Raw genomic sequence first — 13332 nt, 5'->3', positions numbered from 1 at the left:
GCTGGGTCAGCAAGGTTCGGGGCAGCCTGTTCACGGGCACGAGGGTACGCAGAGCTCCCTCAGGTTGGGAACCGTGTTCACACCTTGGGACGCTTCCCGAAATTCGGGATCAGACGTTCGCCAGGTGCGGCTTCAGGGCTTCGAGAAGCTCCTGACCTCGGGGAACGCCGCCGACGCGGAAGACCTCCCGGCCGTCCGGTGTCAAGGCCAGCGTCGTCGGAGTCCGCAACACGGAAAGTGCTTGCGCGACTTCCGGGGTCTCGGTGACGTCCAGATCGACGTGGGTGAGGCCGTCGGTTTTCTCCGCGAGAACCGACAGGATGGCGCGCGTGTGGCGGCACGGCGCGCAGAACGTGGTGGAGATCTGGATCAGGGTGACACCTTCGGACGCGAGGGCGTCCGAGACCCGACCGGGCAGTGTGGACGCGCTGGACTTCGCCGCGCGCACGCGGCCGTTGCGTGCCCGCAACAACGCGCCCACCACCGCGCCGAGCACCAGAACGCCCAGCAGCACCCACACCCCGGTCATGCGAGATCACCTCTGCGTCGAATCAACCCTGTCTTGAAATCAACCCTGCGGCTTCGCTCCGCTGAAGGCGGCGTTCTTGCCCTCACCCTTGATGGTCACCGAGCCGCTGTTCACCCGCACCGACGTCGGGGTCACCGAAAACGGCATGGCGCCGGTGTCGATGGTCGCGTTGAAGTTCGGCAGCAGCAGTTCCTGCACCGCCTGGGGAACGACGGTGGTCTCCTTGTCATTCCCGAACTGCAGCCGCTTCGGCTCGAGACGGATCTTCTGCCCGTCCAGTTCGATCATCGCGAAGCAGAAGATCTCGATCTTCTGGCTGTTGATCTGCACGTTGCCGGACAGCCGGATCCCGGCGCTGGCGGAATCCACCGGCTCACCGTTCTCGTTCGTGGTCGTCGTGGGCTTCGTTTCGCCCTGCCCGCTGTCGCCGTCGCGGACGTAGTCCTCGGTGACCGGCTCGATCTTCAGGTTCTGGATCTTGTCCAGCGGCGACTGCCGCGCGATGTCCGCGGCCTTGATCGTCACCTCGCCCTTGAGCGTGCCGATGACGATCGACTTGGTGTTGCCGTTCATCAGGTCGGAAAGCGGCGCCGTGACGTCGCTCATGTCGGCGTTGAAGTCCACATCGTTCAACCTCGGCGGAACGGCGACGCCCTGGGCGTTGATGGTGATGTGACTGTAGTCACCGGAGAGGGCCTGTGTCAGGAACGGGAAACCGTGCACCGTGACCGCCGGATCGTTCTTCAGCCCCAGCTGTTCGCGGGTCTTCTGGGAGATCGTGTGCTCGGCGTACGCCGCCGCCCCGAAATCGGCTCCGACCAGCAGTACCAGCAGCACCGCGAGGGCGATGAGCCAGCCTCGGCCACGCCGCTTCGGTCGCCTGGCGGACCGGCCGGGGGACGGTCGTCCGTCGTACGCCACGGGCCTGCTCACCATCGCGTCAAATCTCCTTCGTATCCCTCTTTGGCCAGGTGTGATCGATCCAGCACGGGGTAGGTGTCCGGCTGTTCACCCGCTATTCTCGCTAAGCACCGGCTGTAGCCACGTTCGAGGCGACTACGAGTGAAGGCGGTGCGGCGATGAGCCTGGACCTTCTGGTACTGACCGCGGAAGCAGATGCCACCACGGTGCTGCCCGCCCTGGATCTGCTGCCGCACACCGTACGCGTCCGTGCTCCGGAAGTGACCGCGCTGCTCGACGCCGGCCACCGCGACGTCATCGTCCTCGACGCCCGCAGCGATCTCGCCTCCGCGAAGAGCCTCTGCCGTCTGCTCAAGGGCGCCGGTGAGGACGAGGCCTCCACGCCGATCATCGCCGTTGTCGGTGAAGGCGGTCTGGTCGCGGTCAGCGCGGAATGGCGCACCGACGACATCCTGCTCCCGACGGCCGGTCCCGCCGAGGTAGACGCCCGGCTGCGGCTGGTCACCACCCGCGACGGCGGCTCCGCGCAGGTGGACGCCGAACTCCGCGTCGGCGAGCTGGTGATCGACGAAGCGACATACACCGCGAAGCTCCGCAAGCGCACTCTCGAACTCACCTACAAGGAGTTCGAACTCCTCAAGTACCTCGCTCAGCACGCCGGCCGGGTGTTCACCCGTGCCCAGCTCCTGCAGGAGGTCTGGGGTTACGACTTCTTCGGTGGCACGCGCACGGTCGACGTCCACGTGCGGCGCCTGCGCGCGAAGCTGGGGCCGGAGCACGAGCAGATGATCGGAACCGTGCGCAACGTCGGCTACAAGTTCGAGCGGCCGGCCAAGGGTGCCGCGGCGAAGCAGCAGCAGGCCATCGCCCCGGACGCGAGCGTCTACGAGCCGAGCGAGCTTTCCGCGCACTGAATCCCTTCCTCTCCTGTCTGACAAGACGTCCGGGCGTGAACAGGGTTCCCTAGTACTGTCGGTTTCATGCTCGATCTGCTGTGGACCGGTGAACCGGAAACGGAAGAGATCCGCCGCTTCCTCCTCGCCGTGCGCGAGGCCGACGGCGATCCCCTGGACACCGGTTTCCCCGGTGGGCAACACCTCCTGGGGCACCTCGACGGCGAATTGGTCGCGTACGCGCACCTGGACACCGGAGGTGACTCGCACGGCAACCAGGTCGCCGAACTGTTCGTCCACCCCGCGCACCGCCGCTCCGGTCATGGCAGAGCGCTCACCAAGGCGCTCGTCGACCACGTCGAAGGGAATCCGCTGCGTGTCTGGGCGCACGGTGATCACCCCGCCGCCGTCCACATCGCCGGGACCGAAGGCTTCGAGCGCGCTCGCGAACTGCTGATCCTGCACGCCGACACGGAAGCCGCCGACTGGCCGGAACCCGTGACGCGCGAAGGGATCGAGCTGCGCACCTTCGTTCCCGGTCAGGACGAGGAAGCGATGGTCCGCGTCAACGCGCGTGCCTTCGACTGGCATCCCGAGCAGGGCGCTCTGACCGCCGACGAGGTCCGCGCGACCGAGAAGGAAGACTGGTTCGACCCCGAGGGCTTCTTCCTCGCGGAGCAGGACGGCGAGGTCGTCGGCTTCCACTGGACGAAGGTCCACGAGGCGGTTCCCGGCCGGTTCGGCGGTGAACCCGCTGGCGAGGTCTACGTCGTCGGCATCGATCCGGACGCGCAGGGCGGCGGCCTCGGGAAGGCACTCACGCTCGCCGGACTGCGGTATCTCCGCGATCGCGGGCTGGGTCAGGTGATCCTGTACGTCGAGGGCGACAACGCCCCGGCGCTCGCCGTTTATTCGAAACTCGGCTTCACCCGATACGAGGTCGACGTTCAGTACGCTCGGTAATCGGGTTCACACTTCTGGCTCTTGACCGGTCACGGAGAGCAAACGCGCAGGTCACGGGCCGGACACGGTCCACGTTCGGAGTAGTCGCGCTGCTCACATCGGGCGCCTTGTTCACCTTTCGTTCACCCTGTGACGGCCACCTGTCCACTGTCAGTGCCTAGTGTCCGGATCCGGCAGGAACGTTCCCGTTCCACCGATCCGGCGAAAGTCTCCCAGTGGAGGAAATGCAGTGAAGATCATGCGGCCCGCGGGCGCGATCGGCATCGTGGCTAGCGCCGCCCTCGTGCTCGGCGCCTGTGGATCCGACCCGGCGGCGACCAAGCCCGAGAGCTCGGGTGCCGCTTCCGCGCCCAGCGGCACGGCTGACGTCGAATGCGGCGGCAAGAACCCGCTTTCGGCAGAGGGGTCGTCCGCGCAGAAGACCGCGATCGACATCTTCGTGCAGGCCTACGCCGCCAAGTGCTCCGGCCAGAAGGTGAACTACAACCCCAGCGGTTCGGGCGCCGGCGTCAAGCAGTTCAACGGCAACCAGGTCGACTTCGCCGGATCCGACTCGCCGCTCAAGTCCGGCGAGGAGGCCGACAAGGCCAAGGCCCGTTGCGCCTCCGACGCGTGGAACCTCCCGCTCGTCATCGGCCCGGTCGCGGTCGCGTACAAGGTTTCCGGCGTCGACAAGCTGACCCTGACCCCCGAGGTCACCGCCAAGATCTTCAACGGCGGCATCACCAAGTGGAACGACCCGGCCATCAAGGCGCTCAAGGGCAACGAGAGCGTCAACCTGCCGGACAAGGCGATCCAGGTCATCTCCCGCACCGACGAGTCGGGCACCACGGACAACTTCCAGAAGTATCTGAAGGTCGCTTCGAAGGGCGCTTGGACCCAGGGCGACGGCAAGAAGTTCAACGGTGGCGTCGGTAACGGTGCCGAGAAGTCCAACGGTGTGGCCAGCGCGGTCAAGGCCACCGATGGCGCCATCACCTACGTCGAGTCCGCCTTCGCGAAGGAAGGCCTCAGCGCCGCCCTGATCGACAGCGGCTCCGGCGGTGTTGAGCTCACCGCCGAGAACGTCGCCAAGTCCCTCGACGCGGCGAAGTTCAAGAAGGAGGGCAGCAACGACCTCGCGCTGGACCTGGACTCGATCTACTCCAGCAACGTCGCCGGCGCCTACCCGGTCATTCTCGCCACCTACGAGATCGTCTGCTCCAAGTACGCCGACGCCGAGGTCGCCAAGGCCGTCAAGGCCTTCCTGACGGTCGCCGCCACCGACGGCCAGAAGCCGCTGTCGGACAAGGGCTACGTGCCGATCCCGCAGAGCCTGCAGGACAAGGTCCTGACCGCTGTCAAGGCCATCGCCTGACCCTGTTGCCAACCTCAGGCTGATCAGTAAAGACAGGCTGGACAGAAGTAGTCGATGAGCGATTCGTCTTCGCCCAGAACGCCCACCGGCGACCCCGGTGGGCGTTCTGGCGTCCGCGAGACCTTCACGGAGGACCCGATTTCGGAGCAACCTGCCGCGTCACCGCCCGAGAAGTCCTCGGTGCAACTCGCGAGCCCCAATTCCAGGACGGTGCGACCCGGTGACCGCATCTTCCAGTTCCTGACCACCGGAGCCGGCGTCTTCGTCGTCTCGCTGATCGGCCTGATCGGGCTGTTCCTGCTGGTGCAGGCCATCCCGGCGCTCCAGGCCGACAACGTGAACTTCCTGACCAGCCAGACCTGGCAGACCGAACCGAACGACATGAAGTTCGGCATCATGGGCCTGCTGCTGGTCACCGTCTACAGCGCGTTGCTGGCGCTGATCATCGCGATGCCGATTTCGCTCGGAATCGCCCTCTTCCTGACGCAGTACGCGCCGAAGCGGCTCGCGCGGTCTTTCGCCTACGTGATCGACCTGCTCGCCGCGGTCCCCTCGATCATCTACGGCCTGTGGGGCCTGATGGTCTTCGCGCCGACGATCGAGCCCTTCTCCCAATGGGTCAACGACACCTTCTCGTGGATCCCGATCTTCGCGGCGGGCAACGTCTCGCCGGACATGCGCGGCACGATCTTCACCGCGGGCATCGTGCTCGCCGTGATGATCCTGCCGATCATCACCTCGCTGTCGCGTGAGGTGTTCGAGCGGACCCCGACCCCGCACATCGAAGGCGCGCTGGCGCTGGGCGCCACCCGCTGGGAGGTCATCCGCACCACGGTCCTGCCGTTCGGCAAGGCCGGCTACATCGGCGCTTCGATGCTCGGCCTCGGCCGCGCGCTCGGCGAGACGATCGCGCTCGCGATCATCCTGACCGGCGCCGTGGGCCGCGAGTTCACCTTCAGCCTCTTCGACGGCGGCGCCACGTTCGCCTCGAAGATCGCGGCGGACTACGCGGAGCTCAACAACGAGATCTCGGCTGGCGCGTACATCGCGGCGGGCCTGGTGCTGTTCCTGCTGACGTTCATCGTCAACTTCGCCGCGCGGTCCATCATCGCCAAGAAGGGGGACTGAGCATGTCCACCACGCTCGAGAAGACCCCCGCCATCACCCCCGCCTTCCAGCAGGTCAGCCTCGCGAGGAAGACCAAGAACGGCCTCGCGACGGTCCTGATCTGGCTGTCCTTCCTGATCGCCGTCGTGCCGCTGGTGTGGCTGCTCGCCACGGTGGTCATCAACGGCGTCAAGCGGCTCCCCTTCAGCAACTGGTGGACCGAGGACTTCGGCTCGGTACTGTCGGACGAGGTCGGCGGCGGCGTGCTGCACGCGGTCATCGGTTCGGTGCTGCAGGGCCTGGTCTGCGCGATCATCGCGGTCCCGATCGGCATGCTGGTCGCGATCTACCTGGTCGAGTACGGCCGCGGCAAGCTCGCGAAGATCACGACGTTCATGGTGGACATCCTTTCCGGTGTCCCGTCGATCGTCGCGGCACTGTTCATCTACGCGCTGTGGATCACGACCCTCGGCCTGCCGCGCAGTGGTTTCGCGGTGTCGCTCGCCCTGGTGCTGCTGATGATCCCGGTGGTCGTGCGCTCCTCGGAGGAGATGCTGCGGATCGTCCCGGACGACCTGCGCGAGGCCTCCTACGCGCTCGGCGTGCCGAAGTGGAAGACGATCATGAAGATCGTCCTGCCGACCGCGCTGTCCGGCATCATCGGCGGCATCATGATGGCGCTCGCCAGGGTCATGGGTGAGACCGCGCCGCTGTTGGTCCTCGTGGGCTACTCCGCCTACGTGAACTGGGACATCTTCGGCGGCGAGCAGGCCGCTCTGCCGCTTCTGATGAACAACGAACGGGTCAGCAACCCGTTCGACGAAGGTACCGTCGCGTTCGACCGGATCTGGGGTGCCGCGCTCACCCTGGTGCTGATCATCGCGGTCGTGAACCTCCTCGCCATGCTCTTTGCCCGTCTTGTCGCCCCGAAGAAGAAGTGAGCTGTTTGAGATGGCCAAACGAATCGACGTCAAAGACGTGGACATCTACTACGGCAAATTCCACGCCGTGGACGGCGTCACCCTCTCGGTGCCGCCGCGGAACGTCACCGCGTTCATCGGCCCCTCGGGCTGCGGCAAGTCGACGGTGCTGCGCACGCTGAACCGTATGCACGAGGTCATCCCCGGCGCCCGCGTCGAGGGTGAGGTGCTGCTCGACGGCGAGGACATCTACGGCGCCGGGGTCGACCCGGTGCAGGTCCGCCGCACGATCGGCATGGTCTTCCAGCGGCCCAACCCGTTTCCGACGATGTCCATCCGCGACAACGTCGTGGCGGGCCTGCGGCTGGGCGGCACCAAGGGCAGGAAGGAACTCGACGAGGTCGCCGAGCGCGCGCTGCGCGGCGCGAACCTGTGGAACGAGGTCAAGGACCGGCTGAACAAGCCGGGCGGCAGCCTCTCCGGTGGTCAGCAGCAGCGGCTCTGCATCGCGCGGGCGATCGCCGTGCGGCCGGACGTGCTGCTGATGGACGAACCGTGCTCCGCGCTCGACCCGATCTCGACCCTCGCCATCGAGGACCTGATCGGTGAGCTCAAGAAGGAGTACACGATCGTCATCGTGACGCACAACATGCAGCAGGCGGCGCGGGTCTCGGACCAGACCGCGTTCTTCAACCTGGCGGGCGTCGGCCAGCCGGGTCGCCTGGTGGAGCTGAACGACACCGAAAAGATCTTCTCGAACCCGGACGAGAAGGCGACCGAGGACTACATCTCGGGCCGGTTCGGCTGAGTCGGCCACCTGGACCCACTCGGTACCGGCGCCCTGGTCATCTGGAGTACACGAGCCCCTGGGAAGGGCGTGGCGACCAGAGAGCCAGTGAAGGCCTCCTTCCCTACCTTGAGCGTAGGAGGGAGGCCTTCACTACCCCTTGGCCGCCTGACCAGTGGTCCGTGAAGGCCACCTTGAGGGACTCTGGGTCCCTTGAAGTTCCCCTCACCTGCTCCGGGACTTCCCGACAGCACCACTAGCACCATCAAGGGCACGTGAAGGCCCCTTCCCCCAGCTCAGCGAAGAGAACTCGGCGTTCGCTCACGTTTCAAGTACCTGAAGGCCCGCTTGCGCTAGGCAGTGAAGGGGCCTTCACGGACCGGATCTGCGACCAGCCGAAGCCAGAATCCACCCTCGGCCCTGATCCGAATCGCCACTCACGACCACCGGCGCCTCACGCGCCCCGGGCTGCCGACGTGACGAAGGGGCCCTTCACCGCGTCACATGCGGTGAAGGGCCCCTTCGTCACGTCTTATGCGGGGAAAGTCCCCTTCAGCTCCTACAGCTCGTCGGGGCCGTAGCCGGGCATCTTGCCGGTCACCACGAAGATCATCCGGCGCGCGACCGAGACGGCGTGGTCGGCGAAGCGCTCGTAGAAGCGGCCCAGCAGGGTGACGTCCACCGCCGCGGCGACGCCGTGGTCCCAGTTCCGGTCCATGATGACCGTGAACAGGTGCTTGTGGATCTCGTCGACCTCGTCGTCGTCCGACTCGATCGTGCGGGCGGCCTCGACGTCCTTGGACTTGATGACCTGCTCGGCCTGCCTGGCCAGCTTGACGGCCACCTCGCCCATCTTGGCGAAGTCGCCCCGCACGGCGTCGGGGAGGACCGGTTCGGGGTGACGTCGCCGCGCGGCCTTCGCCACGTGCAGGGCCAGATCGCCCATCCGTTCCAGGCTCTCCGCCGCGTGGATCGCGGCGAGGACGGTCCGCAGGTCGGTCGCGACGGGTGCCTGCAGGGCCAGCAGCGCGTACGCCTGCTCCTCGCATTCGGCGCGCGCGTCGTCGACCTTCGCGTCGTCGCTGATCACCTGCTCGGCGAGTCCGAGATCGACCTCGAGCAACGCCCGGGTCGCCCGCTCCATCGCGTCGGCGACCTGGAGCGACATGCTCGCTAGGTTCTCGGCGAGCTGTTCGAGTTCGACATGGTAAGCCTCACGCATGGCCCAACCCTACGGGGAACAGGGGCCAAAAGCCGCATCCCAGAGTGAACCTGACATGAACCCGGACTAACGAATGATCCTTCCACGGATCATCAGCCTGAGCTGCTGCTCCTCCTGGAGGTGCTGGACTTGGCGGAGCTCGTCGGAGCGGACGCGGTGCTGTTCGGCGGTGGTTTCGAGGCCTTCTCTTCCAGCGGCGTGTTGTTGATCAGCGCGTCGAAGAGGACCTTCGACTTGCTCTGCAACAGCACCTCGTTGCCGCGGTTGTTCGCCTCTTCGGTGGTGGGCACAGTGAGGAACTTGACCTTGCCCGAGTCCATCCCGCGCATCGACTTCGCCAGCGTCATCATCTGCTTGATGCCGAGGTTCTCGCCGAAGGTGGCCTTCGCGAACGCGTCGATGAAGCCGCTCAGCTTGCCGGTGTCCAGGATGACGTCCTTGGACATCACCGTCTTCAATAGCGCGCCGAGGAAGGCCTGCTGCCGCTTGATCCGGCCGTAGTCCGACGTCGGGTCGCCCTTGACGTGCCGCGCCCGGACGTAGTTCAGCGCCTGGTCGCCGGAGATCCGGACCTCGCCGGCCTGCGGGATGACCATGCCGAGAGTGGTGTCGTCGACGGGCTTCTCGTTGTACACGGTGACACCCTGCACGGCGTCGACCATGGATTTGAAGCCGTTGAAGTCGATGCCGACGAAGTGGTTCATCTTCATGCCGGTGATCTGCTGGATGACCTTCGTGACGCACTGCGGGCCACCGACCGCGTAGGCGGTGTTCAGCTTCGCGATCTTCTTCGCCGGCGACGTCTCTTCGGAGTACGAAGACGTCGCCGGGTCCCAGCGCTTGCACTCGGGACGGTTGATCTCGAGGTCGCGCGGGAAGGACACCATCACGACGCGCTGTCGGTCGGCAGGGACGTGCGCGATCATGACCGTGTCCGAGCGGGCACCCGGAGTGCCCTCTGTGTCGCCGACGCCGTCTTCGACGGCAGCGCCGTCACGGGAGTCGGAACCGACCATCAGGAAGTTCTCGTCGCCGGTCTGGCCCGCGGCGTCCTGGATGTCGGCCGAGTCCTCGTCGAGTGAGGCGACGGTGTTGAACTTCGCGTCGAACCAGGTCTGCGCGCCCCACGCGGAGCCGAGAGAGAGGAACACGAGCGCGGCGACCACGGCGGCGGCGATCCGGCCGGCCTTGGCCGACTGCCTGGTCTTGCGTTCCTTCTTCTCCTGCAGGCGGGTCTGCGGCGACGACTGCTCGGCGGCCGTGGCTTCGGCGGGATCGGCGTCGTTGGTCGTGACCACCCGCTGCAGTGCCGTGCGGGTCTGCTCCAGCAGTGCGGCGGGACGGGCGGCGAGCCGTTCACGGCGCTCGCGCTTCTTGGCCTCTTCGGCTTCGAGTTCGTCGTGCGCGGCGGAGAACCGGGCGAGCGTGTGGTCGATCTTGCGCTTGGTGATCGTCGCGTCGTCGATCGCCTCGAGTTCGTCGGTCATGGTGAGCCGGTCCAGCTCGGACCGCGGCGGAACGCCTGGTGACAGCTGCGGGGAAGCCGACGGCGCCGGCGCCGTCGCCGGCGGCTGCTGGGCCGGTCGCTGCACCGGACGGCGAGGACGTCGCGGCGGTGCCGGCACCGCGGGCTGCTGCTGCGCGCCCGGATTCACCACCGGCGGACGGCGCTGCGTCGGCGCTTCAGGGCTGGGCGCGGCCTGCGCGGCGCGGCGCGGCTGGCGCGCCCGAGGCGGACGCGGGGGCTCGGTGGGCCGCGGGTCCCGGGGCGGCGCCGGTGATGTGGCGGGCTTGGCCGCACGGGACGCGGGCGGCGGGTTTTCGGCCGGGCGGAGACGACGGGGTGCGGGCGCTTCCGCCCGCGCCGCGTGTGAGGGTCTCGAAGGCTCGGGCCTCGAAGGCTCCGGCGTCGGCTCGTCCTGCCGGAGGCGGCGCGGAGCGGGTGTCTCGGCGGCGGGGTCGAAAATCGGACGTTCACCGGTGTGACGTGCGACGACGTCGGAAACGCTGATCCCGCCGTGGGTGTCCATCGACCGGCGACGGCTCCCGCGACCGCGCTCGCCGACGCTCTTGTCCGCGTGGCTGTGGCGACCGGTCCCCGGGTTGTGGTGCTCGTCGGGCACTCGGTCTCCTTTCACGACTCGGTCGAGGCTCTTTCGTTATCGTACGGACACCTCGGGTTCGTGACGACCACCATCCCGGAATTTTCTTCACCCAAGGTACCGACAAGCGCCGAACGGTCCATGCGATCGGGTGAGCGGTCCGGGTTAAAGGTGTGTTAAAACGTATGAAACTGTTACGCAGAGTGCGACGATCACCGAGTGAGTGGCTAAGCGTCCGTGGCGTCCACGGAGTTCATCGACGAGGAATTGTCCGCGACGTTTCCTTGTCCCGATAGGCCACTTTGTTCCGACCGGCCCGTTTCGCTATATACAACAAAGCGTCGGCGCGGCGCAACTGCCGTTCCGGTTCCGCCGCGCGATCCGGCTCCGCGCGGCTCTCGTGCGCGAGTCCCACGCTGATCGTCACCGAGAGTCCCGGCCGGATCCGCCGCCACGGGTGGCGGGCCACCCGGATGCGCGCGGTGTCGGCGATGCGCACCGCCCGGGCGGCGTCGACGGCAGGGATGACGAGCGCGAACTCCTCGCCGCCGTAGCGGGCACAGAACGCTTCGGGCGGAAGTCCTTGTTGCAGCAGGTCGGCCACCTCGCGCAGCACCCGATCGCCGACCAGATGGCCGAAAGTGTCGTTGACCGCTTTGAACAGGTCGAGGTCGACCAGCGCGATCGCGATCCCGGGCGGGCCGCGGTGTTCGACGGCCGGGCCGTGCAGCCATTGGTCGAGGTAGCGGCGGTTGTAGCTGGACGTCAGCGTGTCCCGCAGGCTGCCGGCGCGGGCGAGGTCGAAGGCGGATTTGAGATGGTGGTAGGCGCGACGCCAGTCACCCTGGGTGGCGAGTACCCCGGCGATCGATTCGTGGAGGCTGAGCAGGTCGGTACCCGGCACGCCCGGTGGGAGCGCGGCCTCGTCGTCGGCTGCCACGCTCACCTCCGCCACGACTTGGTTTTCGTCGTACAGGAGGCAGGTCTTGAGGTATCGGTACGGTTCGAAGCGAATATCGCTCAAGTGGACGACGGCTAGACGCCATTGTCACGCATCGAAGTACCGTTCTGTAAGGCCGAAAACGGCTCTAAGTCTTTGAGCTGCGAGAATTGATCTTTCGCCCAGTAACTCACGTTGGTCACATCGTCGTTCAGCAACAGTGCGTAATCATTCCAGCTCACCCAGCGCCAGTCACCGACTTCGTCCGGATGCGGTTCCGGATCGTCGTCGACCCAGGCGACGAAGACCGGGCAGAACTCGTTCTCGACCACGCCTTCGAACGACGGCGTCCGGTAGCGGTACGCCGGAAGGACACAACGGAGCCCGGCCAGCCGGGGCAGCCCGAGCTCGAAGGCGGCGCGGCGCCGGACGGCCTCCTCGATCGGTTCACCCGGTGCGGGGTGCCCGCAGACACTGTTGGTCCAGACCCGGGGCCAAACCTTCTTCGTCGCGGCGCGGCTACTGATCAGCAGGGCTTGATCGCTGCTGCGCAACAGATAGCAGGAGAACGCCAGGTGCAGCCGGGTGTTCTCGTGGTGGGCGGCCAGTTTGGGCGCGGTTTCGCCGGTCGGCTCGCCGTCCTCGGTCACGTAGACGATGCGTTCGGTGTCCAGCTCGGTCGTGTTGTTCACCGGACCCACTGAACCAGCAGGCTCGCTGTAACCGGTACCGCGACCAGAGTTACCCCTGTTAGTGGGACGAAAGGTGCTCCACTAGCAAAGAAGTGACGGCCTCGGGCGCCTCTTCCACCACCCAGTGGGAGGCGTCCTCGATCATCTCGAAGCGGTACGGGCCGGTGACGCGGTTCGCGGTGTCGAGCGCGGCCGTCGACCCGAAGGCGGCGTCCTCCGTGCTCCAGATGTAGAGCGTCGGAACCTCGATCGGCCCGATCTTCCCGCCTGGACGGCCGGCGCGGTACCAGTTGAGCGCCGCTGTCAGCGCGCCCGGTTCGGACAGACGCTGGACGTACTCGTCGACCTTGCTCGGCGGCACCTTCCAGTCGAAGATGCGGCGCAGCGCGTCGGCGTTGTTCTCGAGCATCCGCCGTTCGGTGACGCGGGTCTGCCGCCATTCGGTCAGGTATCCCGAACGGAGATGCTGGTCCTCGTCGGTCTTCATGGCCTCCGCGAGCGCCGCCGGATGCGGGGTCGAAATGACGGCGAGACTGCGGAGCCTGGCGGGATGCGCGTCGGCGGCCCACCACGCGACCGCGCCGCCCCAGTCATGTCCGACGAGGTCGAATTCGTTCCACCCCAAGCGATCCGCGATCGCGATGACGTCGCCGACGAGGTAGTCGATGCTGTACTCGGAAGCCTGTTCCGGCCGGACGCCCGGGGAGTAACCGCGCTGATCCGGTGCCACCGCGCGATAGCCGAGCACGCCGAGCGTCGCGACCTGGTGCTCCCATTCCACCGCGGCCTCGGGAAACCCGTGCAGCAGCAGGACGGGGCGGCCGTCTTCGGGGCCCGCGGCGATGGCGTCGAAGGTTCCGGCGTCGGTGGGGATGGTCAGCTGGTCGATCACGACGCCG

The 13332-nt window shown here is 66.8% G+C and carries 13 protein-coding genes; 6 read left to right on the top strand and 7 right to left on the bottom strand.

Annotated elements, in window-relative coordinates; all coding sequences use genetic code 11:
- Nucleotides 1–109 precede the first annotated feature (109 nt).
- On the bottom strand, nt 110–529 hold the full coding sequence (locus tag ACM6LR_RS06425; RefSeq protein ID WP_414936874.1) for a TlpA family protein disulfide reductase: 420 nt from the start codon (nt 527–529) through the stop codon (nt 110–112).
- Nucleotides 530–568: 39 nt separating this feature from the next.
- Entirely contained in the window at nt 569–1465 is an 897-nt protein-coding gene (locus ACM6LR_RS06420) for a DUF2993 domain-containing protein (RefSeq protein WP_414936875.1), read from the bottom strand.
- A gap of 143 nt (nt 1466–1608) precedes the next feature.
- On the opposite strand from ACM6LR_RS06420, the gene ACM6LR_RS06415 reads away from it, so the two are divergent.
- The 6 genes from ACM6LR_RS06415 (at nt 1609) to pstB (ending at nt 7498) form a co-directional block, all read left to right on the top strand.
- Nucleotides 1609–2364: a winged helix-turn-helix transcriptional regulator gene (locus tag ACM6LR_RS06415; RefSeq protein WP_414936876.1), complete on the top strand. Its 756-nt coding sequence runs from the start codon at nt 1609–1611 to the stop codon at nt 2362–2364.
- A gap of 66 nt (nt 2365–2430) precedes the next feature.
- Nucleotides 2431–3306 (top strand): mycothiol synthase, encoded by an 876-nt coding sequence (gene mshD, locus ACM6LR_RS06410; RefSeq protein WP_414936877.1) that lies wholly within the window; start codon nt 2431–2433, stop codon nt 3304–3306.
- Between the two features lie 229 nt (nt 3307–3535).
- Nucleotides 3536–4663 (top strand): phosphate ABC transporter substrate-binding protein PstS, encoded by a 1128-nt coding sequence (gene pstS / locus ACM6LR_RS06405; RefSeq protein WP_414936878.1) that lies wholly within the window; start codon nt 3536–3538, stop codon nt 4661–4663.
- Nucleotides 4664–4873: 210 nt separating this feature from the next.
- The gene (gene pstC, locus ACM6LR_RS06400) at nt 4874–5791 is read left to right on the top strand and encodes a phosphate ABC transporter permease subunit PstC (RefSeq protein ID WP_409496639.1); all 918 of its coding nucleotides are present in this window, start codon (nt 4874–4876) and stop codon (nt 5789–5791) included.
- A 2-nt stretch (nt 5792–5793) separates the two neighbouring features.
- Nucleotides 5794–6711, top strand: a complete 918-nt coding sequence (pstA, locus tag ACM6LR_RS06395) for a phosphate ABC transporter permease PstA (protein WP_414936879.1) — start codon at nt 5794–5796, stop codon at nt 6709–6711.
- Nucleotides 6712–6721: 10 nt separating this feature from the next.
- Nucleotides 6722–7498: a phosphate ABC transporter ATP-binding protein PstB gene (gene pstB / locus ACM6LR_RS06390; protein WP_414936880.1), complete on the top strand. Its 777-nt coding sequence runs from the start codon at nt 6722–6724 to the stop codon at nt 7496–7498.
- Between the two features lie 538 nt (nt 7499–8036).
- On the opposite strand, the gene phoU is transcribed toward pstB, so the two are convergent.
- The 5 genes from phoU to ACM6LR_RS06365 all read right to left on the bottom strand — a co-directional run bounded on the left by phoU (nt 8037) and on the right by ACM6LR_RS06365 (nt 13325).
- Complete coding sequence (phoU, locus tag ACM6LR_RS06385; protein ID WP_414936881.1) at nt 8037–8699, bottom strand: phosphate signaling complex protein PhoU; 663 nt, start codon at nt 8697–8699, stop codon at nt 8037–8039.
- A gap of 92 nt (nt 8700–8791) precedes the next feature.
- A complete protein-coding gene (locus tag ACM6LR_RS06380; RefSeq protein ID WP_414937124.1) occupies nt 8792–10201 on the bottom strand; it encodes an LCP family protein in 1410 nt (469 codons plus the stop codon).
- Between the two features lie 853 nt (nt 10202–11054).
- The gene (locus ACM6LR_RS06375; RefSeq protein WP_414937125.1) at nt 11055–11756 is read right to left on the bottom strand and encodes a GGDEF domain-containing protein; all 702 of its coding nucleotides are present in this window, start codon (nt 11754–11756) and stop codon (nt 11055–11057) included.
- A gap of 80 nt (nt 11757–11836) precedes the next feature.
- Complete coding sequence (gene idi / locus ACM6LR_RS06370; protein ID WP_414936882.1) at nt 11837–12433, bottom strand: isopentenyl-diphosphate Delta-isomerase; 597 nt, start codon at nt 12431–12433, stop codon at nt 11837–11839.
- A gap of 58 nt (nt 12434–12491) precedes the next feature.
- Complete coding sequence (locus ACM6LR_RS06365) at nt 12492–13325, bottom strand: alpha/beta fold hydrolase (protein ID WP_414936883.1); 834 nt, start codon at nt 13323–13325, stop codon at nt 12492–12494.
- Nucleotides 13326–13332 lie beyond the last annotated feature (7 nt).

Origin of the sequence: Amycolatopsis sp. cmx-11-32, from assembly GCF_047608695.1 — a bacterium.
Classification (GTDB): domain Bacteria; phylum Actinomycetota; class Actinomycetes; order Mycobacteriales; family Pseudonocardiaceae; genus Amycolatopsis.
Note: the sequence above shows the minus strand (reverse complement) of the source record. Positions and strands in the feature narration are given on the sequence as shown.

What these genes read in the sequence shown, in the direction of transcription:
- pstB (WP_414936880.1), top strand. Translation starts at nt 6,722, where the DNA reads ATGGCCAAACGAATCGACGTCAAAGACGTGGACATCTACTACGGCAAA.
- ACM6LR_RS06420 (WP_414936875.1), bottom strand. Translation starts at nt 1,465, where the DNA reads ATGGTGAGCAGGCCCGTGGCGTACGACGGACGACCGTCCCCCGGCCGG.
- ACM6LR_RS06425 (WP_414936874.1), bottom strand. Translation starts at nt 529, where the DNA reads ATGACCGGGGTGTGGGTGCTGCTGGGCGTTCTGGTGCTCGGCGCGGTG.
- mshD (WP_414936877.1), top strand. Translation starts at nt 2,431, where the DNA reads ATGCTCGATCTGCTGTGGACCGGTGAACCGGAAACGGAAGAGATCCGC.
- ACM6LR_RS06415 (WP_414936876.1), top strand. Translation starts at nt 1,609, where the DNA reads ATGAGCCTGGACCTTCTGGTACTGACCGCGGAAGCAGATGCCACCACG.
- pstA (WP_414936879.1), top strand. Translation starts at nt 5,794, where the DNA reads ATGTCCACCACGCTCGAGAAGACCCCCGCCATCACCCCCGCCTTCCAG.
- phoU (WP_414936881.1), bottom strand. Translation starts at nt 8,699, where the DNA reads ATGCGTGAGGCTTACCATGTCGAACTCGAACAGCTCGCCGAGAACCTA.